Here is a 25,369-nt window from a genome sequence, read left to right as displayed (position 1 = left end):
GCTACAGGACGCCCACTTCCCGCATCAGTCGGAGAGTCGGTTCGAGGTTCGAGAGCTTCTGGAGGTCGAGTTCCGGCGGGTTGAGTTCGTCGATGGTGGGGAGTCCGCCGACCGGCGGCACGCCCGGAATCATCGGGTAGGCGTACGCCGTGGTCGCGAAGAACTCTTGCGCCTCGACCGTGAGCAGGTGGGAGATGAAGTTCGCCGCCAGTTCCTGCTTGCCGGAGTCCTGCATGATCTGTGCGCCGCTGACGTTGATGAGCGACGCGGCGTCGTTCTTCGTGAACGCGAGGTCGATGGGCGCGTCCGGTCGGGAGGCGACCACCCGCAGGACGTAGTAGTGGTTGGCGAACCCGGCGCTGATCTCGCCGTCGGCGACCGCGTTCGAGGTGAGGAACTCGTCGGGGTACTCGGTGACGTTCTGGTCGAGCATCCCGCGGAGCCACTGCTTAGTCTCCTGTTCACCGCGGAGGATGCGCATCGCGGTCACGAACGCTTGGAACGCGCCGTAGGTCGGTGCCCATCCCATCGACCCGGCGAGCGCGTCGCTCTCGGTGAAGTTCGCCACCTTGTTCGGGATATCCTCGCGCGAGAGCTTGTTCGTGTTGTACGGGATGGCGCGAGCGCGCCCGGCGACGCCGACCCACTGGTCGTTCGGATGGAACGTCTTCGGAACCGGGTCGGTGACGCGACTCGGGAGTTCCGCGGTGACTCCCTGCTCGGAGACGTAGCCCAGTGACCCCGCATCGACGGCCCAGAACACGTCGGCCGGAGTCGAACCGCCGCTCGACTCCTCGACGATGGTGTTGGCGAGCTGTGAGGTCGGGGCGGTCCTGACTTTCGGATTGAAGTCCGAGTACCGCTTGCGGAGCCGGTTCAGCAGGTCTCGGTAGAGTCCACCTTCGCCGCCACCGAGGTAGATTTGGAGCGTCCCCGAGAGGTCCGGCAGGTCCGCCATGCGCGTCCCGGACAGTTCCGGCCGGTCCTCGGCGAGCGGCCCGGAGCCTTGGAACGTTTCGATGCCGGACCCGCCGTCCGACGAGTTGCCGGTCGTCGTGGCTCGGGTCGTCTGGGTGTCTTGGTCAGAACTACCCGAACAGCCCGCGAGACCGGTCGCAGCAGCCGCGCTCAGCGCCAGAAAACGGCGCCGGTTGGACGTTCGTCTGTCAGCCATGTCTATCTAGATTAGGCCAGCCTAAAACCCTTATAACTACTGGTTTTCTTGCCGTTTGACCGCCACTGAAGCGACCTCCTATCAGTCGTCCGCTACGAGCGAAGTCGTTTCGAGCGACCGGAGTTCGTCCAGCGCGGCGAGCCAGTCGAGCATGTATTCGCCCACGTAGTTGAAGAACGCACCGTTTTCGTACTGGTCGAAGTCGCCCTCGGCGAGTTCGGTTCCCATCTCCTCGAAGACGCCAGCGTAGGAGTCGGCGTCCGCGGCGGTGTCGTCTACGACCTCCCAGAGGTGTTCGTTGAGTTCGAGTCCCGGCACCTCGTTGTTCAGGTCGCCGAAGGTCGAACGCGGGGCCTTGTTGTGTTCACAGAGCGGCGCGCCGTTGTAGATGCGCTTGCCCAGCACGTCGCAGGCGCGCTTGAGGAACACGCCCGACCAGATGTCGTCGAACCGGCCCACATCCCAGCGGTTGTCGTCCATCGGAAGCTGGTAGAACGCGGGGACGACCTCGCGCTCGAACGCGAGGTTCATCGAGCAGACCGTGAGGTAGTTGCCCCGTGCGGCCACGAAGTCCTCGCCGTAGTCGTCCGTACTCGTCCGCGTCTGGGCCTGTCCCTGCAAGTCGCCGTCCATCAAGATGCGCACCGCGTCGAGGTCCGGCACGTTGGTCCAAAGGCCTTGGGAGGCCACCACGTCCGAGATGTCGGCGGTGTCGGTCTCGACGGTCTCGTCCATCGCGGCGTAGGGGTAGCCCCGCGGGTAGAGGCCGTGTTCCTCGACGTTCTGGTAGAGGACGTTGACCCACTGTTCGTCCGAGGAGACCGCCTCGATTTCCCCCTCGTAGTCGAGGTTCCGCATGTGGCGGCCGAAGAAGTCGTACTCGTCGTGGGGCAGGGTGTCGTCGTCGATGAAGAAGCCGTAGTCGAAGTCGTTGGCCCAGAGGTACAGCAGGCCGAAACTCGTCTCGGCGTGGCTCGCCGCGGGGACGAGGTGGTCGTACTCGGCGATACCGTGGTCGTCGTACCACTCCTCGCGTCGGGTCCCGTCGAAGACTTCGCCCGAGACGCCCTCGTCGGCCAGCATCTCGCGCATCTCGTCGGTGTCACAGAAGTCCTCTGTCACCAGCAGGACGTGGAGTCGGTCCAAGTCGAAGCCGTGGTCGCGGGCGTTCTCGAAGTACGCCCGCATGCACTCGTACTCCCGAATCGTCGGGACGACGACGCAGATGTCTCCTGTCACGCTCATTCGTTATCCGACATTAGTTTAGGTATGCCTAAAAGGTTGTCTATCCATTTTGGAAGATAGTGTGCAACGAATTAAGTTATATTTCTGTTGTTTAAGATTGTTATATTTTATATTAATAGAAAAATTTAATTTAGTTATAAAATAGTATAAGATATGGCTGATAAAAAAGACAGCCACCGACAGAAAGACGGGCTTGCCAATCGCCGCCGATTCCTGCAATGGGCTACTTCAGCAGGACTCGCCAGCATCGCTCCGGGGACTGTCACCGCAATTGCAGACGTCAAAGAAAAGAAAGCGGGTAGCGACACCACAGCGTCCGGTCAACCAACTAGCGACGTGAACATAACTCATGCAACGGAGTTACCGAAGACTCAGAAACGCGTCGAACAGTACAACAACGGCGCGGATTCGAAGGCCTTCTATCAAAGAGCATTAGCAGAACAACTCAGACGCAATCCGGGGAAAAAGGAATTCGATCTCGTGGTTACGACGATTGGCGAGGCGACCACCGTCGAAACTAATAGGTACGGAAGAACAGTTAATGGATGGAAACCGACGAGCAACGAATTAGCTACTCTCGGAGAGTACGGAGACATCGGGTACGTACCGGAATTTAGTTCGACAGATGTCGTCCTTCGTAACGTCGCTCGGCGTGACTTACCCCGAATCGCAGCCGCTGAGTTCGTACTCTCTATCAACATTGAAGGGAGGACAAGGGTCAATGGTTGTGGAGATAGCGATTGCAATAGCGGAATTGGAGTTGATTCACTACGGTCAACGAGTTACTTCTCGTTTGACACTGTGGACAGCGATTACACAGTAGATTCGAACGTCAGAGTCGGGGTCATTGACACAGGGTACGACGGTAGCAAGTCGTGCTATGAGAGTAGCTACGCTGCAGATATCGGGATAGACGAAAATCTTGCTAAGGACTTTACGGGGAGCGGAACTTGGAACGAAGACGAGTACTCCCACGGAACTCACGTCGCGGACACCATCGCGTACATGCTGGGGACCAATAAAGGTCACAGTAATCTCTTTGTTCCCCTTCGTGCAAACGAGTCGAGCAACGATGACCGGATCGCTAATGTCAAACAGGCCACCGAATATGCGCTAAAAAACGACATCGAAGTTATAAATAACTCTCTTGCTCTATATCTCGGTGACAGTACCGGAAGTACGGACTACTGCCCTCAGAAAATCTGCGCAGAACACGATGCGTATACGAACGCCGGATACCTTCCGTTCGCTACGGCTGGTAACGACGGATACGAAAACAAAGTCGACATTCCTGGTGGCTCTTGGCTGACAATCGGTGTAGGTGGCATTGACCAAGGTTCGTGTAGTGGCAACGATTACAGTCGAGATAGTGCGTCTGACTATGCGCCGAACTTCGACTACACGCAGTGTTCGTACTGTGATTACTACGCCAACAGCGGATCTGCTCCGACTGTCTACGGTGCATACCACACCGCAACCGATGCTAGCGGCAGTCATCTCTGTGGGACATCCTTCGCGTCGCCCCAAGCTGCCGCGGCGGGGGTCATCATGGTATCTAACGATCAGTACAGCTACGTGGACTCGCGCCAAATCTTCGAAGAGATGAATACGTACACGATTTGTCCAGACGATGCCGCGAAACGCGGGCAACTCATTGATGCGTATCACGCGTGGAACCAGACAAGTAGCGACCCGAACCCAATGTAGGACTCAACTGAGTTAACTCGCTCATAACCGTCTTTTCCAGCCATAAAATATAAATAATTAATAAGTTACTGGAAACACATGCCCTCCACGAGACGCTCTTTACTGAAAGGATTACCGTGTGTTTTGGGAGCGTTAGCTGGGTGTACAGATAACACCCCGCAATCAAGACAAGTAGCGACCAAATCTCCAACCGAGCGATTCACGCGAAGGGATACGACCAATGAGCAACCGCAACGGAAAACGACCGTGAAAGGCAGTGACGAGCGTGCTGTGACGTTCAATCATCAACGGCGGCTGATGGACGATAGCGTACGGGACGCCGAATCCTCGTACTCATCTCGGGTTCTTCGAAGCGAGGTGGAGGCCGAGGAACTTGACCTGACGAACGTTCGTAGCGACGTCCCCGAGCAGGACCGGAAAAGAATCGACCGATTCCTGTCCACGATAGCGTTCGAGAGCGAGGTTCTGGTGGTCGTGCAGGCGGCAGTTCCATCGCCGAACTACCGACTCAGGTTCGATTCCGTCAGTAGCGGTGGGAGCGGAGTGCGAGCGCTCTTCTACATTGAGGAGACTGAACGGGCTGGTACAGCGTCGGCAATATCGACGGGTCTGGTCCGAATCCCGGCAGGCCGTACAGACACGTTTGAGATTACCGTAGTGGACATCGCCGGAGCGTACACGGACGACCCGATCCGGGGGGTGACAACGTTTTCACCAACCGACGAAACGATCATCCGGTCAAGGAACGTCGGTCCCTCGAACGAACGGGTCAACCCGGCCCTGTCCGTCCCCGGTGGAGCCTTGCTGACGAGCGCAGAAGTCGCGGGCAGATTCGTCCCCGACGACAGTTCGTACGGGAGGTTCATCGACGAGACAGCATTCGATAGTTCGTACCTTCTGGCCGTGCAGGCAACGATGCCGAACAGTGGCTACTTCATGTTTCCACGAACTTTGGAGAAAGACCAGCGAGAGGTCACGGTTCGGGTCCGTCAACAGAACTTCGGAGGTGGTTTGAACGCCGAGTTCACTCACCTCTTGCTCGCCAGAATCCCGGACTCGAACCCCCCGGAGAGTGGTACCGCGCTCGTTCGCACGGTCGACGCCGACGAGACCGTCCTCGACACACGTGAAATTGCGTTGAATAGCAACCCCGACGATTGGGCCGGAACGGAATCATCCGCAGGACACTGAGGTACTCCGCGCTGATCGAGCAAGGTCACTTCGAGCGCTACAACGACCATTATTTGGAAGAGAAGAAGACGACTAACCGAACATGTCCGCGAGAGGAGCCAAGCGGAACGCCGACGAACCGGTACGTATGGCGACCGACGAACGACAGCTCTGGACCGGCGTGGCGCTCCTCGTCGTCGCGGGCGCGGTCCTGTTCGGCGGGGTCGCAATCGGCGGCCTCGATGCCCTCTCGCAGGCGACGGGCGCAGTCGCGGTCCTCGGACTCGCGGGGGGCGCGGTCCTCGTCGGGACCGCAGGCGACGGACGACCGGTCTGAGGAGGTCCGGCGACTCCACCAGCGCGCGACTCGACCCGAGACGAGAGGAGAAGAGATTTCAGGCTCCTGAACGGTGCGACGAGTATGTCGCCCTCCCGCCGCGCCCTCCTCCGGACGGGACTGCTCGGCGTCGCCAGCGCGCTCGCCGGGTGTTCCGGGAGCGAGGAGACCGCGCCGCGAACGACGCGGACGACCACCGAGAGCCTCCCGACCGGCACAGCGCCCACGACGACCGACGACCGGACCACCGAGACTACCCTCCCGGACCGGACCGCGAGTGCGACCGCAATCGAGTTCGCCCACCGGGCACCAGCCTTCGATTCGGGCGTCACCGACGCCGGGCCGTGGTACGACGGACATCTCCTCGGCCGCGAGAGCGACGCCGGACGACTCGACGCGTCGGCAGTCCCCGACGACGTGGCGGGGCAGGACGCCGAGACCGTCCGGCAGTTCGTCGCCGAGACCGACTTCGAGACGACAGCGCTCCTCGCGGTGCAGGCCGAGGTCGGGTCGTCGTCCCACGGCCTCGACTTCGAGTTCGTGAACCGCGCAGTATGGCCGCCCCGCGTCGTCGCCATCGTCCGGGACCGAGACAGAGCAGGGTTCGGGTCGGGCGTCTCGACGCTGCTGGTCCGCGTGCCGGTCGCAGACGCGCCGCGGACCGAGGTCACGCTGGTCGAATCGGACCTCGCGTTCGGCGAGCGGGTCGGCCGCCCGGTCGTGACGTTCGCGCCGCCCAACGACGTGCGCTTCGAGTCGGTTCGGGTTCGCGGCCGTAACTTGAGCGACGAGACCGTCGGGCTTCCGGACCCCGGCGGCGCACTGATTACGGGACCGGACGCCGCGAGCGCGTTCGCGCCCGACGGAGCGGCCGCCGCGGAGTTCGTCCGGGCGACCGACTTCGACCGGTCGTACCTGCTGGCGGTCCGGTCGTCGTTCGACGCGCTCGACTACCTCTGGCCCCAAGCGGTCGCGCAGGACGGCGGTCGAGTGGTCGCCGACGTGCGCCAGTACGACCCCCGGATGGGCATCAACGCGGTCTACAGTTCGCTCACGCTGACGCGGATTCGGGCCTCGTCGCCGCCGAACCGGGGAATCGCGGTCGTCCGGCGCTACCGAGAGGAGCGACCGAACGCCGCGGCCGAGACCGAACTCCTCGGGCTATCGGCCGACCCCGAGGAGTGGCCGGACACGGCCGAGACGGCGACAACGGCGCGAGAGGCGACAACGACCACCGCTGGCGACACCCGAAGCTAAGTACCTCGGCGTTGCCACGAGTCACATGGACGACAAGACCCAGCTCTGGGGCGGGGCCGCGCTCATCCTCGTCGGCGGGATAATCCTGTTCGCGCCCCTCCTTTTCGCGCTCCGGTACACCTCGGTGTTGCTGGTCGTCGCCGTCCTCGTGCTGGCGGCGGGGTCGCTCCTCGTCGGCCTCTCGCGGCGCGGGCGGGCAGTCTGAGAGACGAGCGAAGACCCACCCCGACGGACGCCGGAGGAAGCCGAGCGGTTTCGCCCGCCGGGAATCGGCGATACAATGAAATATTCGTCCGCCGACTCCTCCCAGTATGTCCGTCGAGTACGAGCGCGAACGCGAGAGCTTCGAGTGGGCGATTCCCGACGACTACAACATTCCGGCAGTGCTGGAAGACCACGCCGAGGAGTTCGGCGACCGACTCGCGGTCCGGTTCCGCGACGACGAGGGCGGCGAGGCCGAGCGGACCTACGCCGACGTGCGCGACGACGCCAACCGGTTCGCCGACGCGTTGGCCGACCTCGGCGTCGGGCGGGGCGACCGCGTGATGCACCTGTTCCCGCGCCACCCCGACGCCTTCGCCGTGCAGGTCGGCGCACTGGCTCGCGGGGCGTTGCTGGTCCCCTGCTCGGCCATGCTCAAGCCCAAGGACCTCGCGTTCCGGGCGAACGACTGCGAGGCCGAGACCGTCGTCGTCCACGAGGAGTTGACCGGAATGGTCGAACCGATTCTGGACGAGACGCCCCTGAAGCGCGTCGTGGTGCTGGACGCCGGTGGCGAGGAGTTCGCGGACGAAAATTGGCACTCCTTCGAGCAGTTGGTGGCTGGCCGGGACGCCGACCACGAGGGGCCGGACCTCGGCGCGGACGACCCGATGTCCATCAACTACACCAGCGGGACGACCGGGCAACCGAAACCGGTTCTCCACCGCCACCGCTGGCTCCGCTGTTTCGAGCTAATCAACGCGCCCTACTGGTGGGGCGTCACGCAGGAGACCGACTTCTCCGACGAGTTGCTCTGGGCGACCACGGGCACCGGGTGGGCGAAGTGGTTCTGGAGTCCCGTCGGCGTCGCCCTGACGACCGGCGCGCCGCAGTTCGTCTACGAGGGCGAGTTCGACGCCGAGACGTTCCTCGATTTGATGGACGAGGAGGGCGTGACGCGGCTCTGTGCGGTCCCGACCCAGTACCGGATGTTCACCCAAGTCGAGGAGTTGGCCGACTACGACCTCGCGCTGACCGAGGCCGTCTCGGCGGGCGAGCCGCTGAACCGCGAGCCGATTCAGGAGTTCGAGGAGGCCTTCGGCGTCACTCCGCGGGACGGCTACGGTCAGACCGAGACGGTCGCGCTGGTGACGAACTACCCCGGCATCGACGTGAAGCCCGGTAGCATGGGCAAGCCCGTGCCCGGCATCGACGTGACCCTGCTCGATACGCAGGACGAGGAGGAAGTCGAACCGGGCGAGACCGGCGAGATTGCGGTTCCGGTGGACTCGCCCGCAATCTTCGACGGCTACTACGAGAAGCCCGACTTGGACGAGAAGACCTTCCACGGCGACTACTACCGAACCGGCGACCTCGCCCGGATGGACGAGGACGGCTACTTCTTCTTCGAGGGCCGGGCCGACGACATCATCATCTCGTCGGGCTACCGCATCGGTCCCTTCGAGGTCGAGGACGCGCTCGTGGGCCACGATGCCGTCGCGGAGGCCGCCGCGGTCGCCAGCCCCCACGACGAGCGGGGCAACGTCGTCAAGGCCTACGTCGTCCTCGCGGACGACTACGATGGCGGCGAGGAACTGACCGACCGGTTGCAGGAGTACATGAAAGCCGAGACGGCCCCGTACAAGTACCCGCGCAGAATCGAGTACGTCGAGGAGTTGCCGACGACCTCCAGCGGGAAGATTCGCCGGATAGAGCTTCGGGAAGAGGAACGAGAAAAGTTCGGCGAGTGAACTCGGGAGAATGAAGCCAACGGGCGCGAGAGCGCCCTCTCCCGGCGTCCGGACGCTCGTCGGACGCCGAATCCAGTTCGGCGGTTGACAACACCGAGAGCGGCTGAGACGCCGAAAACGATTCTCGTTCGTGAGAATAGTCACCAAGGATTATACCGGACGAGTCGAATCTCGGAGGTATGTCGCCGAAGTTCGAGTCCGCTCGGTCGTCACCGAGCGAGCGGATACCGTCGCTTCTGGTCGCTCTCGGGGGAGGGTTTCTCGTTCTCTTCGCGGTGGGACAGTACGTCTTCTACCCGGAGCAGTTCGGTTTCACGAGGGGTTTCGCGGTCAATTTCGGCATCTACGCGCTGTTCATCATGGGACTGTCGGTCGGCGGCTACTGGCTCCGGGAGAGCGACCTCTCGCCGAGGCGCTACCCTCGCATCGGTGGGTGGGTACTCGGGGGCCTCTCGTTCTTTCTCGCTATCAACCTCGCCATCATGGTGGCGTGGGCGGGCGGGACGACGCCGTTTCGCTTCTCGTGGGGACTCTGGGCGGCGAACGTCGGGGCCTCGGCCGGTCTCCTCGTCGGGTACGTCGAGGCGCGCGCCATCCAGCGCGAACTCCAAGCCCAGCGGGCCTCGATTCGCGCCGAAGAAGCCGAGGGACAGCGCCAGTGGTTCGACTACCTCAACGGACTCCTGCGTCACGAAGTATTGAACACCACGAACGTCATCGTCGGCTACGCGTCGGTCCTCCTCGAAGACGGCGACCTCGACGAGACCACGGAGTCCGCCCTCGAACGGATTCACCGGCAGGGCCGGGACATGACGAGGGTCATCCGCGACGTGCAGGTGTTGATAGAGTTGACCCAAGATGAGGCCGACCTCCGACCGGTGGACCTCCGCGAGGTGATTACCGACGAACTGCAACTCATCGCGGAGGTCCACGACGAGGTCGAAGTCGAGACCTCGATTCCGGACGCGACGCTCGTGGCCGCCGACGACCTCCTCCCGCGGGTTTTCGGCAACCTGTTCCGAAACGCCGTCGAACACGACGACGGCGACCGGCCGCGGATATCGGTGGTCGCCGAGCGGGACGACGAGACGGTCACGGTCCGGGTCGCCGACGACGGACCGGGCGTTCCCGACGACGAGCGAGCGACCCTCTTCGAGCGGAGCGACAACAGCGGCGCGACCCACGGTCTCGGTCTCTACATCGTGCGGACGCTGACCGAGCGCTACGACGGGAGCGTGGATTTGAGCGAGACCGGTCCCGAGGGGAGCGTCTTCGCGGTCACGCTCCCGCTCGCGGAGCGAGACGAGGAGGCGAGCGACGAGGAGGCGAGCGAGAAGGCCGCACGCGAACGGGCGGAGAGTAACGGAGCGGCCCGCGACTCCGTGACGGCGGTCGAAACCTAATCGCGGACCGGGACCGCTTCCGACTCCGTGAAGTATCGCGCCACCGTCGTCGGGTCGTCGTCTACCGAATCGAGCGCCAGCGCCAGCTTCACCCGCGCCTTCCACGGCGCGAGGTCGCCGCCGGGAATCGCACCCGCGTCCTGCATCGTCTTCCCGCCGCCCGCGGTGCCGTAGACCGCACCCGTGGTTCCCGCGCCGGTTCTGGACGTGAGGACGACCGGCACACCCGCGTCGATGGCGTCCGCGACGGCCTCGCCGAGGTCGCCGGTCGCGTTGCCGAGGCCGGTTCCCGCGAGGACGAGACCGTCCGCGCCGGACTCGACCGCGCGCTCGACTTGCTCGCCATCGACTCCAGCGGCGGAGACGACCATCTCGACGCGGGCGTCGGGGGCTTCGACCGACTCGGATTCGTCGCTCTCGGCGACCGGCAGGGACACCGACTCGCTGCCGGGTTCGCGGTGGAAACGAATCCCGGCGCGGGTCAGGGTGGCGACCGGGCCGTCGTTCGGCGAGGAGAACGCGCCCAGTTTGTGAGAGTGGGCCTTCCGCACGTCGCGGGCGGCGTGGAGTTCGTCGTCGAAGGCCAGAAAGACGCCCTCGGCGACGCGCTCGTGAGTCGCCGCGCGCACCGCCGCCAGCACGTTCGCGGGCGCGTCGGAACTCGGTTCGTCCAGTCGGCGCTGTGCGCCGGTCACGACGACCGGAACCGGGAGCGAGCAAGTCAAATCGAGGAAGTAGGCGGTCTCGGCCATCGTGTCCGTGCCGTGGGTCACGACCACGGCGTCCGCGCCTTCGGCGGCGGCCTCGCGGGCGGAGTCGGCGACCGACGCCATAATCTCGAAATCCACGTCGAACCCCGGTACCTGCGAGACGGATTCGACGCTCAAGTCGGCGTGGGAGGCGAGGTCCGGCACCGAGACCAGAAGGTCCTCGCCGTCCAGACTCGGCGCGGCCCCCTCCTCCTCGTCGGGCGTACTCGCGATGGTGCCGCCTGTCGCGACGACGTGAACTTGCGGGAGCATACCCCTCCTCGCGTCCGTGGCGACAAGAGCGTACGGGTCGGGGAGAGAGTTGTCACTAGCGGGGAGGATTCAAATCCGAGAGGTAATTTATTTATTCTAGTTCGTCGTACGTGTCCCGTGTTCGGGAGTTTCCCCTCCGAAGCGGAGCCAGACGGGGCCGTGTTCGGACCGCACCACTTCTATCTCGGCGTCCTGCTGATACTGTTGGTCTGTTGGGTGTTCTACGACGCCGACGACGAGACGGGACCGTGGGGCATCGCGGGCCTGACGCTGTTGTCGGTGTTCTCGTTCGCGCTGACGTGGCCGTACTACCCCGCGGTCGGCGCGGTCGGCGTGCTGGTCCTGCTCGGCGTCGCCACGCTCGCGGCGATGCGCCCGCGCTGGTGGCGCTACGGCGTGGTGCCACAGAGCGCGCTTCTCCTCGGGTTGTTGGTCGCGTGGGACGACGCGCTGAGTCACGCACTCGGCTGGCGGACGCCGCTGGACTCGCTGTGGGCGCGCTACCTCTATCCCTACGTCTCGGACCCCTACGTGCCCGAGGAGGTCCGACTCCCCGACGGCATCGGTCTCCCTGCCGAGGTCCGGCTACCGGAGGGCGCGCGCCTACCCCTCGACCTGAAAGCCCTCGTCGCGGAGCAGGTCGGCGGCGCGCTCGCGATGGTCCCCCTGTAGCTCGATGCGGCCGTCGTCCACGGTGCCCCCGGTCGCCAGCTTGCTCTTGAGTTGCGAGGCGAGGTCGCTCAGGTCCACCGACGAGTCGTCGAACCCCTCCACGATGGTCATCGCTTTCCCGTAGGTTCGCTCCTCGGTCCGGACCGTGAGTCGCTGTTCGGCCCGGCCCAAGTCCTCGTCGATGCCCAACTCGTCCGGAAGCCCCGCCACGTCGCTGATGTCTTTGTCTTCCCCCATGATTCGACGTAGGGGACTCGGACGTTTCAGCCTTCCCCGCCGGAGGAGTCACCCCCGACGAGTCGGGGTCGCCGACCGGCTTCCGGAACCCTCGAATTTACCTCTTGGAGTCCGTACACGAACGCGAACGATGCTCCACGCGACGGGAACCCTACTGACCATCGACGTGGGTGAGCGCGAGGCCCGGACGACCGACATCGGCGACGTGTTGTCGTCGTTCGTCGGCGGGCGCGGCGTGGCCACCAAACTGGCCCACGACCGCACCCCGTTCGACGCCGACCCGCTCGGCCCCGAGAACAGACTCTACTTCACGACCGGTCCGCTCCAACACTCCCGGATGAGTTTCACCGGGCGGATGAACGCCACCGCAATCTCTCCCCTGACCGACGGGATTCGCTCGACCAACGCGGGCGGGTTCCTCTCGCGGAACTTCGCGGCGACGGGCCACGCCGCGGTCGAACTCGTCGGCGAGAGCGACGAACTCCTCGCCGTCCACGTCACCGACGACGGAGTGACCTTCAAGGAGGTCCCGGACCTCGAAGGCGCGCTCGTCTCCGAGACCAGCGAGTACGTCGAGGAGGCCCGCGGTCTTGGCGCGGAACACCTCATGACCGCCGGTCCGGCGGGCGAGAACGAGGTCAGATACGCGTCCATCATGACCTCCGACACCCGCGCGTTCGGCCGGGGCGGCCTCGGCGCGGTGATGGGCGCGAAGGGCGTCAAGTGCGTCTCCTTCGACGGCGACTCCGAACCTGACGTGGAGATTCCGGACGTACAGACGGAGGTCCACCGCGACGCCGCCCAGTCCGACGACCCGATGAAGCGACAGGGAACCACCGGCGGCACGGAGTTCATCAACGACGAGTTCTCGCTCCCGACGCGCTACTTCTCCGAGCAGTCGTTCGAGGACGTAGCGGACATCGGCGGCGACGCGGTCGAGGAGAAGAAGTACAAGCGCGGCACCTGCTCGCAGTGCGCCTTCGGCTGTAAACTCCCGACCAGAGACGACGAGACCGGTCTCGAAACCGAAGGCCCGGAGTTCGAGACCGTGATGTCGTTCGGGAGTTGCGCGGGCGTCGGCGACATCGTGGACGTGATGAAGTCCAACGATTTGTGTGACGAACTCGGTCTCGACACCATCTCGGCGGGCGTCACCGTCTCGGCGTACCTCGCCAGCGAGGACGAGTTCGGCAACGCCGACCTGATTCACGACCTGCTTCCGAAAATCGCCCACCGAGAGGGCGTCGGCGACCTGCTCGCGGAGGGCGTCGAACGCTGTCACGACGAGTTGGGCGTCGAGAACTGGTCCTCGAAAGGTCTGGAATTCGCGGCCCACGACGGTCGGGCCATCAACGGACAGGGCCTCTCGTACGCCACGTCGAACAGCGGTGCCGACCACATGTACTCGGAGATTCTGTCGGCCGAATACTCGGGCGAACTCGACCCGGAAGGCTTGGACGGCAAGGCCGAGTTCCTCGTCCGGTCGGAGAACGCCGCGGCGTTCAAGGACAGCGGTATCGTCTGCGCGTTCTCCAGCGACTACGCGACCGAGGAGCGTCTGGCGGCCCTCTTTGACGCCGACTACGACGACCTGCTCGCGGTCGGCGCGCGAGTCGTGGAACTGGAACGGCACTTCAACAACCGGCGGGGCTTCGACCGGAGCGACGACGACCTGCCCTACGAACTGCCCAGTTTCGAGTCGGCGCTGGACGACTACTACGAGGCGCGGGGCTGGAACGACGACGGCACGGTCCCGGAGAGTCGGATTTCCGGCGGCGAGGGCGCGGTGGGTGCGGATTAGGGGGTGACCGGCGCGACGGACCGACGCGACCGACCGACGCGCTAGCCGCCGTGGACCGGCGAGGTGACGCTCAACTCGTCGCCGTCTTCGAGTCGGGTGTCGAGGTCGGCGCGCTCGCTCCCGTTCCGGAGGACCGCGACCTGCGGGCGGAGGTCGCCCTCGTCGGTGAGTCGGCCGTCGAGGTCCGGGTACTCGTCGGCGAGGTCGGCCAGCAGGTCCGCGAGGGTGGCGTCGGCGGGGAGGTCGCGGGTCAGCGATTTTTGCCCGACCGACTCGCGGTAGGTGGCGTAGAGGGTGAGTTCGACGGTGATTCGTTCGGGGGCGCTCGTCGTCACGGGTTCGTCTCGTCGGTTTTTCGCCGGAGCGGTTGAATCTATCGACGGACGCGCCTGTAGGGGCCGCGCAGAACTGCGCGGCCGCGCCGACTGCGGCGACCGACCGGCTATCTCCTCGGCGAAATCTCTCCTGCGCCATCCCCGAGTTATAAAGCCCTCCTGCGCATTCTGGCAGGCATGGACCGAGTCGCAATCGTCGGAGCCTCGATGACCGAGTTCGGGGAGCGCGACGCGTGGCTGCGCGAGTTGCTCGCGCAGGCCGGACGCGAGTGCCTCGCGGACGCGGACGTGGCTCCCGACGAGGTAGACCACCTGTACGTCTCGAACATGGCCAGCGGCGAGTTCGAGGGCCAGACCGGCGCGCCGAACGCGCTGGCCCACGACCTCGGCGCGATGCCCGCCTACACCCAGCGCGTGGACCAGACCAGCGCCTCGGGCGGCGCGGGCATCTACGCCGCGTGGCAGTCGGTGTCCTCCGGAGCCTCGGAGATGACCCTGCTGGTCGGCGGCGAGAAGATGACCCACAAGACGACCGCCGAGGCGACCGACGTTATCGCGTCGCTGACTCACCCGGTCGAGTACAAGCACGGCGTGACCCTGCCGAGCTTCGCGGGACTGACCGCGCGACGCTACCTCCACGAGTACGACGCGCCCCGCGAGAGTCTGGCGAAGGTCGCGGTGAAGAACCACGAGAACGGACTCGACAACCCCCACGCCCAGTTCCGGAAGGAAGTGGACTTGGAGACCGTGATGGAGTCGCCCATCGTGGCCGACCCGCTGCGGCTCTACGACTTCTGTCCCATCACGGACGGAAGCGCGGCCCTGCTGTTCTGTCCGGAGTCCGTCGCCGAGGAGTACGTCCCCGAGGGCGAGTACACCGTCGTCTCGGGAATCGGCGGCGCGACCGACACCCACGTCGTCCACGAGCGCGACGACCCGACCGTGATGGGCGGCGCGGTCGAGAGTTCCGAGACGGCCTACGAGATGGCCGACCGCGACCCCGACGACGTGGACGTGGCGGAACTCCACGACATGTTCACCATCCTCGAATTCCTCCAGAGCGAGGCGGTCGGCTTCTTCGAGCAGGGCGAGGGCTGGAAGGCCGTCGAGGAGGGCGTCACCGACCGCGACGGCGAGTTACCCATCAACACCTCGGGCGGTCTCAAGTCGAAGGGCCACCCGCTCGGCGCGAGCGGCGTCGCGCAGGCCTACGAGATTCACGAGCAACTGCTCGGCGAGGCCGGGCCGCGGCAGGTCGAGGCCGAGGTCGGACTGGCCTGCAACGTCGGCGGATTCGGCAACTGCGTGACCACCACGATTCTGGAGGAACCCTGAGATGAGTCTGACTGCATACCGGTGCCCGAACGGGCACGTGACCTATCCGGGCCACGAACTCTGCCCGGAGTGCGGCGAGGCACAGACCGAGGAGGTAGACCTGAGCGACGAAACCGCCGAGGTCGTGACGTGGACGGAGAACACGGCGACTCCTCCGGGCGTCCGGCGACCCAACTCGCTGGCCATCGTGGAGTTCGAAGTGGAAGGCGAGTCGGTGCGCGCCATCGGCCAGTTGACCGACGAGACCGAGGTCGAAATCGGCGACGAGGTGCGGCCCGTCTACGCCGAGCAACTGCGCGACCCCGACGCCGGAATCCGCGAGAAGGAGAGTCAGGAGTGGGACGGGTACAGATTTGAATCGGTATGATTTGCTTGTAAATGCATTTTTAGCATAGTCTAAGACTACATTTTGTCATAAGGCATTTTACCTAACAGGATAATGGCTACTTAATGGGAAAGAAAGAGGAATTTATACGAAAATATCAATTAGATCACGGAAGGGTATTAGAGTATGCAGAGCGGAAAAATTATAGTAAATGGTCCGGTAGAGCCTTTGGAATTTCAATTATTTTGTTTCTCATATTTGGTCTAGTTGGAGGTAGTTTTACAGAGATACAAGATCATTTTCTATACGATTTGTGGGCGATTATAATTGTAGTACTATTTTTGGGAGGTTTCATTTCTAATCAAATCGCTGAAAGTCGCCTTAGCAAATCTGAATTAAGTGAGGAGCGTATTGCGCTTCACGAAATTGCTTCAGCAATTGACGAATTTCAAAGTGGAAATCTTGACGAGTCGGCCACCCATTTAGCTGAAGCACGACTATGGCTAGATGGAGCAGAAACTACTCTATTATCAACTGAAAGAAAAGAGCAGCTTAAACGATATCTAGACAGAATAGATAGTGCTAAGAACCCAAAGGAAGCCGTGAAGAAAACATTTGGAGAGGTGATAACAGTTCTCGGAAAAGAAATAGTGGAAATAGAAAAAAATCCAATTGATAAAGAGATTAGTGTCATTGAACAATCTCCTTATCAAGACCGGAGTGCGTTTCGTCGTTTTAAGAATGATCTAGGTGAGACATTTTCACATTTAGTCTTTAGCTTTTGGGGTATCGTAGTGGGTTCAATTTTGCTTGGGATTTCAGTTGCAAATTATTATGATAAACCGACAGTAGGTGCTGCGGTTCCTACCGTTGTGCTAACAATATATCAAATATACAAGAACAAAGAAAATAGTGGAGGATAAGCTATACCCCTCAGACGAAGCCAATTCATCGGCTTAACGAATTATGAAACTGGCTTGATTCTCGCCGCCGGAGAACCGGCGAATGAGCATTTATCTTCTGACAACGAAGCTATCGGTATGAGCCACTCCTCCGTCTCTCCGCCGCGCTGGCAAGTCGCTTCGACCGTGGCGATTCTGGTCCTCTCGGCGGCCGCGACGCTCGCCGGACTCCTCTGGCGGGGTCTCTACCGCGACGCCGCGGTGACGCTCCCGCAACTCTACGGGCAGGACGTGGTGACGCTCGCGTTCGGCGTCCCCCTGCTGGCGGTCGGTCTCCGGTACGCCGTTCGCGGGTCGCTCCGCGGCTACGTCGTCTGGCTCGGCGCGCTGGCGTACATGCTCTACACGTGGGCCTCCTACGCGCTCATGCTGTACTTCAACGAGTTGTTCTTAGTCTACGTCGCGCTGTTCGGCCTCTCGCTGTTCACCTTCGTCGCAGGAATTCTGCGGGCGGACCCCGGCGCGGTGCGCGACCGACTCGCAGGACGATTGCCCCGCCGACTCACGAGCGGCTACCTCGCGGCCATCGCGCTCTTTTTCGCGGCCGGGTGGCTCGCGGAGGTCGTGCCCGCGACGCTCCGCGGTGAACCCCCCGAGAGCTACCGACTCGCCGCGATTCCGACGAACGTGATTCACGTCCTCGACCTCGCGGTCCTGCTCCCCGCGGCGCTCCTGACGGCGGTCTGGCTCCGGCGACGGCGCGACTGGGCGTACGTGCTGGCGGGCGTCCTGCTGGTCAAGTTCACGACGCTGGGGCTGGCCGTCCTCGCGATGGCCGCGCGGCTTCGACAGACCGGACAAGGGGGCGACCTCGGCGAAATCGCACTCTTCGGCGTCGTCTCGGCGGTCGGCCTCGCGCTCGGGGTTGCCTACCTCCGGGCGATGGCTCCTCGGTCGCGTTCCGGCGCGGCCGAATCTGGTTCCGGCGCGACCAGCGGCGACGCAAGTGGGGACGGCGAGGAGCGGCCCTCCTCGGCCGAATAAGCGTGACGAAGCGACGAGATTTATCCCGCCGGAGGCGCTACGTACAGCAAATGACCGCGCCAGAAGAAGGCACCACGCGAACGTTCGAGCGCACGTTCACGCCCGAGGAGGTCCGCCAGTTCGCCGCAGTCTCCGGCGACGAGCAGTCGCGCCACCTCGAACCCGACGACGAGGGCCGCCTGTTAGTCCACGGCCTCCTCACGGCGACGATGCCGACCAAAATCGGCGGCGACATGCAGGTCCTCGGGCGCTCGATGAACTTCGAGTTCCACGAACCTGTTTACACCGGCGAGACCGTGACCTGCGAGTTGACCGTCGAGGAGGTCGCCGAGCGTGCGGACCGCTACGACCTCTCGGCGGCCGTCACCTGCGAGAACGACGAGGGCGAGACGGTGATGACCGGCACCGTCGAGGGGTTGGTCTGGAAGCATTCGGACCAATAAGTAGTTGTCTTAGAGATGTATTCTCGAACGGAAAGAGTAGGTCTTCCATCAGAAGCAGACTGATTTTCTGTTCGAGAGGGCAGTTCGGCGTGACCGTCGTCGCGGCGCTCAGACGTTCGCCGTCTCGTCTTCGAGTCCGTCGGCGTCGTCGGCGCGCTCGACGCCCTCCGCCGATTCCCGAATCTCGCGCTCGATCTCCTCGCGGCCCTTCCTGAACTCGCCCATCGCCTGCCCGGTCGAGCGGGCGAGTTTCGGGAGTTTGTTCGCGCCGAACAGCAGGACGGCGACGAGGAGAATTATCATCATCTCCATCCCGCCCGGAACGGGGCCGAACAGCGGTGTGGGAAGCATATCGACCCCCCTACGCGCCGGGTCGATATCAACGCCTCGGTGGTCAGCAAAGTGTCATCTCCGGATTCGAACTCTGTTCGTCGCCCAACAGTTATAAAATCGGTAGTTTCACATTGAATCCACGGCCGAGTGAGAGTATGTTTCCGCCGGGCCACTACGGGTTGGCGCTCGCGTGCTACTCGGTGGTCGGGTACGCCCTGCTGCGGCGCGGTTACGCGCGGGACGCGCTCTCGGGCGGCGGCATCGTCCTCTCCTATTCGCTGTTCCCGGACTTGGACGGCCAGTTCGAGTTGCTGGTCCACCGTGGCGTCACGCACACGGTGTGGTTCGGCGTGGCGGTCGGGGTCCTCTGCGTGCTGGCCGTCGCGTCGTCGCTCCGGACGCGCCCCCGGCGAGAAGCCGCTCGCGGGGCGCTCTGGGCGTTCTTCCTCGGGAGCTTCGCGGTCGCGGTCCACCTCGTCGCGGACCTCCTCAACCCGTGGGGCGTGATGCCGGTCTACCCGGTCTCGCCCGCGCTCTACTCGCTGGACATCGTGCGCGCGACCAACGACGCCGCCAACTACGCCATGCTGGCGTTCGGCGTCGGTTGCGCGGCGACGGCGTGGATTGCGGGTCGGACTCCCGAGACGGACTCGTCGCTCGTCCGGCGACTCTACCGCAGAATCCGGCCCGAGGAGACCGTCACCGACGAGCGCGTCGGCGAGTAGTCACTCGTCGTCGGCGTCGTCCCGGTCGTCCGAGTCGGCCGTGGAATCGTCTCCGTCGGTGTCGGTGTTCGACTCCTCGTCAGCCGCCGACTCGCCGTCGGCCGCGTCCTCGGCGGTCCCGTCCCCGGCGGCCGCCCCCGCGCCGTCGGCGTTCGTCCGGCGCTCCATCTCGTCTTTGATGGATTCGAGTTCGGCCTCCACGTCCACCTCGGCGCGGTCGTCCGCCTCGCCCGGCGAGGTTTCGGCGTCGTCCGAGGCGGCCCCGGCGTCGTCGGCGTCGCGTCGCTCGTCGCTCTCGTCGGTGAGTTCGATGGTCGTGCCGCCCTCCAAGTCGTCGTCGGACCGGTCGTCGCCGCCGGACCGTCCGTCGCGCGCTCGGTCCTCCGCTCGTCGGTCCGCGTCGTCGCCCTGCCGGTCCGCGTCGTCCCACCGCTCGCGGTTGATGTCGCGCTCGCGCTGGCGGGCCTCGTCTACGGTGTTCTCCTCGCGGTCCACGCGGTCCCGAATCTCGCGGTTGATGCGCCGGGCGTCCTCCAGCAGGTCCCGCGCGGCGTCCTCGCGCGGCAGGTCGCTCTCCCGAATCGTCGTCTCCACGTCTTCGAGCGCCGATTCGAGTCGGTCGAGCGTGAGTCTGCTCGCGTCGGCCGCCCGGCCCTGCAAGCGGTCGCGCTCCTCGCTCACGACGCTTCGCTCGGGGTCCAACAGGCGAATGACCTGCTGGAGCGCCTTCAGCGCCCGGACGTTGGCCTCCAGCATGGCGATGGCGGTCGGGATGGCGTACTCGCCGGTGAACGACAGCACCTCGCGGGGCGTCGGCGGGCGCGGCAGGCCGAGCGGTCCCTCCGGCGGGCGGCCCAGTTCGTCGCGGAGGTCCCGGACGCGCGTCTCTAGCTCCTCGACGCGTTCGTCCAGTTGCTCGGGGTCCCGGTCGTCGCGGCGGTCGCCAGCGTCGCGGCGCTCCTCGCCGTCGCGTCGGTCGTCGCGGCGGTCGCCAGCGTCGCGGCGCTCCTCGCCGTCGCGTCGGTCGTCGCGGTCGTCTCTCATGGCCGGGGATACGTGTCGCGTGGTAAAGAGTTTGGCCGCTTCGAGGACGGGTCGGGAACCGTGGTCTCGACGGTGTTAGGTTTCAGTTCGGTGATGGGGATTGGTTCGATACTGAGAGAGCGAGATAGAACTCGGATCGCGGCCACACAGCACCACAACTGCGACAGCAGAGCAATCTCTCGCGACAAACAGGAGTCACCGCGACCGCACCGCTCCGCACAGCGCCTCGTCCTCCCCAACCGCCTGCGTTGCTCGGTCGCTACGCTCCACTGCGCTACTCGGCCCTCGCGCGGTGGGCGCGACCACTGACGGGTCGCGCTCGCACGCGCCGAGGAGAAAAGTCGAGTTCGCTTCGGAACGAAATCGACAGATGTGCTTTACGCGCCGCCCTCTCAGAACCCTTCGTGCAGGAACACGTCGCGCTCGGGGAACATCGCCGTGAGGGCGTCGCGGGCTTCGGGCGTCCGGATTTCGAGGTCGGCCAGCGTCTCGGCGTCTTCGACCGAGTGGTAGCCGACGACGACCTGTGAGAGCGCGCCGATGCCGGTCGTCACGTCCGCGTCGGTGACATCGGCCGCCGCGGTTGCATCGGCCGCGTCCGTCGTCGGTTCGCAGGTCGCCCGCCCATCCGCGACGGCGACGCGGAAGGTCCCGTCGTTCCAGTCGGCCAGCGAGTCCGAAACGGCGACGGTGAACTCGGCGTCGAGGTCGTGCGGATAGTCCAGCGCCTCGATTGCGGTCGGCACGTCCACGATGCGGACCATCGGACCGGGGTGGACCTCGCAGTCGATGTCGCCGGGGTCGCGGGCAACGTCGAGGAGGGCCGTCTCGTTCAGGCCGTAGAACGACACGCGCTCGACCTGCGAGTCGTGGTTGGCCAGAAAGCGCAGGAGGTTCGTCCGCGCCGCGCGGTCGGCGGCCACCAACTCCTTGGCTTGCAGTCGCTTACCCTCGTCCTCGTCGCGGACGTGGTAGACGACGTACCCGCGGACCTCGCCCGCCTCGTCGGCCCACCCGTAGACGTAGGGGTCGCCCCGCCAGTTGTCGAATATCTTCTCGCGCCACCACTCCTCGGTCCGGTCGATAGCGAGGTCGTAGTTCTCGTGGGCCGCCGCGTGAACCGAATCGAGGAGGTCCCAGTCGTCCGGGTCCAGTTTCCGAAACGTCCCGCCAGCGAGCGGCGAGTCTCTGGCGAACGCGAGCGCGTCCGGTTCGCAGTCGTACTCGGTGAACTTGGTCGCCAACCCCCAGCCGTGGCGCTCGTAGAACGGATGCTCGAACGCCCACAGTGCGGTCAGGAAGTCGCCGCGGTCGCGGTACTCCGCCAGCGACTCGGCGAGCAGTCGGGTGACGTTGCCCTCCCGGCGGTGTTCCGGCGGCGAGGCGACCGCCGACAGGCCGGGCATCTCACACCAGCGGCCCCGGACGCGCGCTCGGAACCAGTAGTGGCGACAGACGCACAGCATCTCGTCGCCGTCGAACAGCGCCCGCTCGTCGCCGACGCGCTCGTCGGGGTCCGTCTCGTGGTCGCTCTGGGGACCGTCTTCGGCGCTGAAGGCGTAGTGGAGGTAGTCCTGAAACTGCGTCTTCCGGTCGTCCGGAAGTTCGCGGTAGTCCATGCCGGAGAGGCGTCCGGGCCGAGTAAATAGCTTGCTCTAGTGTGAGACGAGTTCGCAGGACCAACGCGCGAGCGAAACGCTTTCGTCGTTTTCGTGACACCACGACGTATGACGGTCGCCGCCCGCGACGCCCTCGAATACGCCACGCGAGACGAGTTTCTGAAACTCTACGCCGTCCTCGCTGGCGGATGGGTGCTGATACTTCTCGGTCAGTTCGTGTTCAGCACTTCCCTCGGCAGTCTCCTCGCTCTCATCGGACTGCTCGGGATGTTCGCTGGTCTGCTCGTCGTGCTGGCCGCCGTCGTCGCCGTCCTCCACAAGGTTCTGGCCGAGAGCGCGACCGAGGAGAAGTAGTTACCGACCGCCGCGCGGAGACTACTTCCCGACCGCGCGCCGGTACTGAATCGGCCACTCGACGCGCTCGTCCGCGCCCAACTCGTCGGCGGCGTGGAGGGTGAAGTACGGGTCCCGCAGGTGTTCCCGGCCGACGATGGCGAGGTCCGCGCGGTCGTTGCGAATCAACGCGTCGGCCTGCTTGGGTTCGGAGATGCCGCCGACCGCGCCGACAAGCGCCTCGGTCTCCTCGCCGACGCGCTCGGCGTAGGGGACCTGATAGTTGGCTCCGCCGTCGGGCACCTGCTGGTCGGGGTGGATGCCGCCCGCGCTCACGTCGATGAGGTCCGCGCCAGCCTCCGCGAGGAGGGGCGCGAGTTCGGCGGTGTCTTCGACCGTCCACGACTCGCGGTCGGGGAGCCAGTCGGTCGCCGAGATGCGCACGAAGACCGGCTTGTCACCCGGCCAGACCTCCCGGACCGCGGCGGTAATCTCGCGGACGAGTCGGGTCCGGCCCTCGAAGTCGCCGCCGTACTCGTCGTCGCGGCGGTTCGTCACGGGCGAGAGGAACTCGTGGAGGAGATAGCCGTGGGCGGCGTGGACCTCCGCGATTTCGAAGCCCGCGTCGAGCGCGCGCTCGGCCCCCGCGACGAAGGCGTCTACGACCGCCTCGATGTCCTCCTCGTCCATCCGTGCGGTCCGGGGCGGTTCCGGCGGTTCGGCGTCGTCTCCGCTCGCGTCGTGGGCCGCCGCGAAGGGGTACGGCTCCGCGCTCGGCGCGACGGTCTCCCACCCGCCCTCGTCGGGTCCGAGCGGCTCGCTCCCCTCCCACGGCGAGGTCTTGCTGGCCTTCCGACCCGCGTGGGCGAGTTGGATGGCGGGGGTCGCACCCCGGTCGGCGACGAACTCGGCGACCGGCGCGAGCGCGTCGGCGTGGTCGTCGCTCCAGATGCCGAGGTCGTTGGGCGTGATGCGCCCGCGCGGTTCGACCGCGGTCGCCTCGGTCATCACGATTCCCGCGCCGCCGGTCGCGCGACTCCCGAGGTGCGTCTCGTGCCAGTCGGTCGCGAGACCGTCCCGGTCGCAGGAGTACTGGCACATCGGCGAGACCATCACGCGGTTTCGTATCTCCGTGTCGCGAATCGACAGCGGAGCGAAGAGGTCGTCGGTCATCGGGTCCTCCTCGGAACGCCGCGCCCGAAAGGCCTCGGCTCACCCACGTTTCTTGCCGACGAGTCGGACGCTTCGTTTTCGGCACCCCGAAACACTTATTATAGATATTACCGTCATTGGTGAATCAATGTGTGGGGAGGAACGAAGGGGGAGCCACGAAGCGACAGCCCGATTTCGACATCGGCTGGCAGACCTCAAGCGGAACGGGTGTAACGTGTTACTCGTCGGTACCGACGCAGTGGACGCGGCCTGCGAGCGACTCCTCGGCGAGTCGAGCGCCGGACCGCGCTATCGGCTGTTCGTGACGACCGATTCGAGACCGCCGACCGCCCACGCGAGACTGCGGTCGGTCCAGTCGGGACCGTACAGCGATTCGGCCGCGGTCGTGGACTGGGCGGCCGACGTTCGAGGTGGAAGCCGGGCCGATGTTCGGGACGGGAGCGCGGCCGACGTTCGACGCGGAAACGCCGACGACGCGGCCGGGAATCGGTCGCCGAGCGTGCGGGACTCGTCGGACGCCTCGTTCTCCCGGACGACCGTCGAGAGCGACGACCTCCGGGACCTCGGCACTGCCGTCGAGGAGACCGCCGAACGGTTCGAGGCCGAGACCGGCGGACTCTCGCCCGCCGAACTGCGGCTCTGTTTCGACTCTATCGTCCCGCTGGTGGCCGACCACGACGAGCGAACCGTGCGCCGATTCCTGTTGGGACTGACCGAGACCGTCGAGCGATTCGACGGGATGGCCCACTACCACCTCCCCGCCGAGTACGACTCGGAGACGGTCGATTCCATCGAGGCGCTGTTCGACGCGGTAGTAGAAGTCCGGTACGGCACCGCGGAAATCGAACAGCGGTGGCACCTCGCGGAGCCGGACATCACGACCGACTGGCTCGCGCTCTGAGGTCGCGCTCCGAAGCCGCACTCTGAAGCCGCGCTGTGACCGCGCTCCGGAGGCCGATTCTCGACTACCCCTTCGGCTCGCTCGCGCGGCCCGCGGCGACCGACCGGTCGCGCTCGCGGCCGAGATACCAGTCGTAGTCGTCGAGGAGTCGCTTCCAGACGCGGGCGTCGTTGCCCGGCGACTCCCGATTGACGTGCCGGATTCGGCGCAGGTCGCGCTCGGCGAGTCGCTGGAAGTGGGGCTTGCCCAGCAGTTCCCGGATGCCGCGGGACTCCTCGGTCCCCTCGATGCGCTGGTGGCGGCGCTCGCGGTCCTCCGCGACGAGTTCACCGGGACTGAGACTGTAGTAGTATGATTCGACGGTGGCGTACCACCCGCCGCTGACCGCGCGGTCGGTACAGCCGAGGAGTTTCGACCGGACCTCCTCGCGCTTCCGTCGGTGGTCGTCGCCCGATTCGGTCTCCTCGACGTGTTCGACCGCCGCGTCCACGAGCGCGTCGTGGGCCGACAGCACCGCGTGGAGGTCGTCCACGAGGTCGCTGAGTCGCTCGGCGGTCCGGATTCGAAGACGACGCTCGGCGCGCTCGTCGTGTTTCAGATACTTGCCGCTGGCGTCGGCCTCGAACTCGCGGGCGGCGAAGTAGCCCTCGTCGAGGTCCACCAGCGTCTTCAGGTAGGCGGACTTCTCGTCGTCGGCGTCGACCGGGAGCGCGACGACTCGCTGGCCCGCGGTCGCGAGCGCGTGGAGAAATCGCTCGCCGTTCAGTCGCAGGTAGTCGTGACGGCCGTCGTTGTCCTCGACGAGATACTTCGACCCCGTGAAGAACGCTTTCGACACCATCTGCGCTACTCGGAAGAAGTCTCCGTGCTGGTATAAATT

General features: G+C 64.8%; 27 protein-coding genes. 17 read left to right on the top strand and 10 right to left on the bottom strand.

Translation table 11 applies throughout. The features are described 5' to 3' along the window. Position 1 precedes the first annotated feature (1 nt). Complete coding sequence (locus tag EPL00_RS06915; RefSeq protein ID WP_135851197.1) at positions 2–1,174, bottom strand: extracellular solute-binding protein; 1,173 nt, start codon at positions 1,172–1,174, stop codon at positions 2–4. 81 nt (positions 1,175–1,255) lie between these two features. Then, a complete protein-coding gene (locus EPL00_RS06910; protein WP_135852439.1) occupies positions 1,256–2,413 on the bottom strand; it encodes an alpha-1 4-glucan-protein synthase in 1,158 nt (385 codons plus the stop codon). 159 nt (positions 2,414–2,572) lie between these two features. Between EPL00_RS06910 and EPL00_RS06905 the strand changes: the two genes are divergently transcribed. The 7 genes from EPL00_RS06905 (at position 2,573) to EPL00_RS06875 (ending at position 10,245) form a co-directional block, all read left to right on the top strand. Continuing rightward, positions 2,573–4,126, top strand: coding sequence for a S8/S53 family peptidase (locus EPL00_RS06905; protein WP_135851198.1), 1,554 nt, complete (start codon positions 2,573–2,575; stop codon positions 4,124–4,126). 246 nt (positions 4,127–4,372) lie between these two features. Continuing rightward, positions 4,373–5,317, top strand: a complete 945-nt coding sequence (locus EPL00_RS06900; RefSeq protein WP_162224165.1) for a hypothetical protein — start codon at positions 4,373–4,375, stop codon at positions 5,315–5,317. Between the two features lie 82 nt (positions 5,318–5,399). Beyond that, entirely contained in the window at positions 5,400–5,633 is a 234-nt protein-coding gene (locus EPL00_RS06895; protein WP_238398142.1) for a hypothetical protein, read from the top strand. Positions 5,634–5,717: 84 nt separating this feature from the next. Beyond that, positions 5,718–6,890 carry a hypothetical protein gene (locus tag EPL00_RS06890; protein WP_135851200.1) on the top strand — a complete coding sequence of 391 codons (1,173 nt, stop codon included), beginning with the start codon at positions 5,718–5,720 and terminating at the stop codon, positions 6,888–6,890. Between the two features lie 25 nt (positions 6,891–6,915). Beyond that, positions 6,916–7,095, top strand: a complete 180-nt coding sequence (locus EPL00_RS06885) for a hypothetical protein (RefSeq protein WP_135851201.1) — start codon at positions 6,916–6,918, stop codon at positions 7,093–7,095. Positions 7,096–7,201: 106 nt separating this feature from the next. Next, entirely contained in the window at positions 7,202–8,842 is a 1,641-nt protein-coding gene (locus EPL00_RS06880; protein ID WP_135851202.1) for an acyl-CoA synthetase, read from the top strand. A gap of 179 nt (positions 8,843–9,021) precedes the next feature. Beyond that, positions 9,022–10,245 carry a sensor histidine kinase gene (locus EPL00_RS06875; protein WP_135851203.1) on the top strand — a complete coding sequence of 408 codons (1,224 nt, stop codon included), beginning with the start codon at positions 9,022–9,024 and terminating at the stop codon, positions 10,243–10,245. Here the strand turns inward: EPL00_RS06875 and EPL00_RS06870 are convergent. Beyond that, a complete protein-coding gene (locus tag EPL00_RS06870; protein ID WP_135851204.1) occupies positions 10,242–11,267 on the bottom strand; it encodes an asparaginase in 1,026 nt (341 codons plus the stop codon). The genes EPL00_RS06875 and EPL00_RS06870 overlap by 4 nt on opposite strands. A 117-nt stretch (positions 11,268–11,384) precedes the next feature. Between EPL00_RS06870 and EPL00_RS06865 the strand changes: the two genes are divergently transcribed. Then, positions 11,385–11,939 carry a hypothetical protein gene (locus tag EPL00_RS06865; RefSeq protein WP_202932552.1) on the top strand — a complete coding sequence of 185 codons (555 nt, stop codon included), beginning with the start codon at positions 11,385–11,387 and terminating at the stop codon, positions 11,937–11,939. Here the strand turns inward: EPL00_RS06865 and yciH are convergent. Further along, complete coding sequence (gene yciH / locus EPL00_RS06860) at positions 11,871–12,176, bottom strand: translation initiation factor (RefSeq protein WP_135851205.1); 306 nt, start codon at positions 12,174–12,176, stop codon at positions 11,871–11,873. The two genes, EPL00_RS06865 and yciH, sit on opposite strands and share 69 nt — an antisense overlap. 130 nt (positions 12,177–12,306) lie before the next feature. Between yciH and EPL00_RS06855 the strand changes: the two genes are divergently transcribed. Next, a complete protein-coding gene (locus EPL00_RS06855) occupies positions 12,307–13,977 on the top strand; it encodes an aldehyde ferredoxin oxidoreductase family protein (protein WP_135851206.1) in 1,671 nt (556 codons plus the stop codon). A gap of 41 nt (positions 13,978–14,018) precedes the next feature. On the opposite strand, the gene EPL00_RS06850 is transcribed toward EPL00_RS06855, so the two are convergent. Further along, positions 14,019–14,312, bottom strand: a complete 294-nt coding sequence (locus tag EPL00_RS06850; protein WP_238398141.1) for a ubiquitin-like small modifier protein 1 — start codon at positions 14,310–14,312, stop codon at positions 14,019–14,021. Between the two features lie 177 nt (positions 14,313–14,489). Between EPL00_RS06850 and EPL00_RS06845 the strand changes: the two genes are divergently transcribed. From EPL00_RS06845 to EPL00_RS06825, 5 genes are all read left to right on the top strand, one after another. After that, the gene (locus EPL00_RS06845) at positions 14,490–15,647 is read left to right on the top strand and encodes a thiolase family protein (protein WP_135851207.1); all 1,158 of its coding nucleotides are present in this window, start codon (positions 14,490–14,492) and stop codon (positions 15,645–15,647) included. 1 nt (position 15,648) lies between these two features. Beyond that, positions 15,649–16,014, top strand: coding sequence for a Zn-ribbon domain-containing OB-fold protein (locus EPL00_RS06840; protein ID WP_135851208.1), 366 nt, complete (start codon positions 15,649–15,651; stop codon positions 16,012–16,014). Between the two features lie 83 nt (positions 16,015–16,097). Beyond that, positions 16,098–16,895 (top strand): YrzE family protein, encoded by a 798-nt coding sequence (locus EPL00_RS06835; protein ID WP_135851209.1) that lies wholly within the window; start codon positions 16,098–16,100, stop codon positions 16,893–16,895. A gap of 117 nt (positions 16,896–17,012) precedes the next feature. Further along, on the top strand, positions 17,013–17,918 hold the full coding sequence (locus tag EPL00_RS06830; protein WP_202932551.1) for a hypothetical protein: 906 nt from the start codon (positions 17,013–17,015) through the stop codon (positions 17,916–17,918). Positions 17,919–17,968: 50 nt separating this feature from the next. Beyond that, positions 17,969–18,361: a MaoC/PaaZ C-terminal domain-containing protein gene (locus tag EPL00_RS06825; RefSeq protein ID WP_135851210.1), complete on the top strand. Its 393-nt coding sequence runs from the start codon at positions 17,969–17,971 to the stop codon at positions 18,359–18,361. Between the two features lie 108 nt (positions 18,362–18,469). On the opposite strand, the gene EPL00_RS06820 is transcribed toward EPL00_RS06825, so the two are convergent. Beyond that, positions 18,470–18,712, bottom strand: a complete 243-nt coding sequence (locus tag EPL00_RS06820) for a Sec-independent protein translocase subunit TatA/TatB (RefSeq protein WP_135851211.1) — start codon at positions 18,710–18,712, stop codon at positions 18,470–18,472. 137 nt (positions 18,713–18,849) lie between these two features. On the opposite strand from EPL00_RS06820, the gene EPL00_RS06815 reads away from it, so the two are divergent. Then, positions 18,850–19,419 carry a metal-dependent hydrolase gene (locus EPL00_RS06815; protein ID WP_135851212.1) on the top strand — a complete coding sequence of 190 codons (570 nt, stop codon included), beginning with the start codon at positions 18,850–18,852 and terminating at the stop codon, positions 19,417–19,419. On the opposite strand, the gene EPL00_RS06810 is transcribed toward EPL00_RS06815, so the two are convergent. Together EPL00_RS06810 and EPL00_RS06805 are read right to left on the bottom strand one after the other, a co-directional pair. Beyond that, complete coding sequence (locus tag EPL00_RS06810) at positions 19,420–20,463, bottom strand: DUF7547 family protein (protein WP_135851213.1); 1,044 nt, start codon at positions 20,461–20,463, stop codon at positions 19,420–19,422. A gap of 392 nt (positions 20,464–20,855) precedes the next feature. Further along, positions 20,856–22,082 carry a GNAT family N-acetyltransferase gene (locus EPL00_RS06805; protein ID WP_135851214.1) on the bottom strand — a complete coding sequence of 409 codons (1,227 nt, stop codon included), beginning with the start codon at positions 22,080–22,082 and terminating at the stop codon, positions 20,856–20,858. A 108-nt stretch (positions 22,083–22,190) separates the two neighbouring features. Between EPL00_RS06805 and EPL00_RS06800 the strand changes: the two genes are divergently transcribed. Then, complete coding sequence (locus EPL00_RS06800; RefSeq protein ID WP_135851215.1) at positions 22,191–22,436, top strand: hypothetical protein; 246 nt, start codon at positions 22,191–22,193, stop codon at positions 22,434–22,436. Positions 22,437–22,457: 21 nt separating this feature from the next. Here EPL00_RS06800 and EPL00_RS06795 read toward each other — a convergent pair whose 3' ends face one another. Continuing rightward, complete coding sequence (locus tag EPL00_RS06795; protein WP_135851216.1) at positions 22,458–23,588, bottom strand: NADH:flavin oxidoreductase/NADH oxidase; 1,131 nt, start codon at positions 23,586–23,588, stop codon at positions 22,458–22,460. Positions 23,589–23,802: 214 nt separating this feature from the next. Between EPL00_RS06795 and EPL00_RS06790 the strand changes: the two genes are divergently transcribed. Continuing rightward, a complete protein-coding gene (locus EPL00_RS06790; RefSeq protein ID WP_135851217.1) occupies positions 23,803–24,489 on the top strand; it encodes a DUF7504 family protein in 687 nt (228 codons plus the stop codon). 64 nt (positions 24,490–24,553) lie between these two features. Here the strand turns inward: EPL00_RS06790 and EPL00_RS06785 are convergent, their stop codons facing one another. Further along, positions 24,554–25,330, bottom strand: coding sequence for a hypothetical protein (locus EPL00_RS06785; RefSeq protein ID WP_135851218.1), 777 nt, complete (start codon positions 25,328–25,330; stop codon positions 24,554–24,556). Positions 25,331–25,369: the final 39 nt, after the last annotated feature.

The sequence above is a fragment of the Halorussus salinus genome (assembly GCF_004765815.2).
In the GTDB taxonomy this organism is placed as follows: Archaea; Halobacteriota; Halobacteria; order Halobacteriales; family Haladaptataceae; genus Halorussus; species Halorussus salinus.
This window is presented reverse-complemented; position numbering and strand designations above follow the sequence as displayed.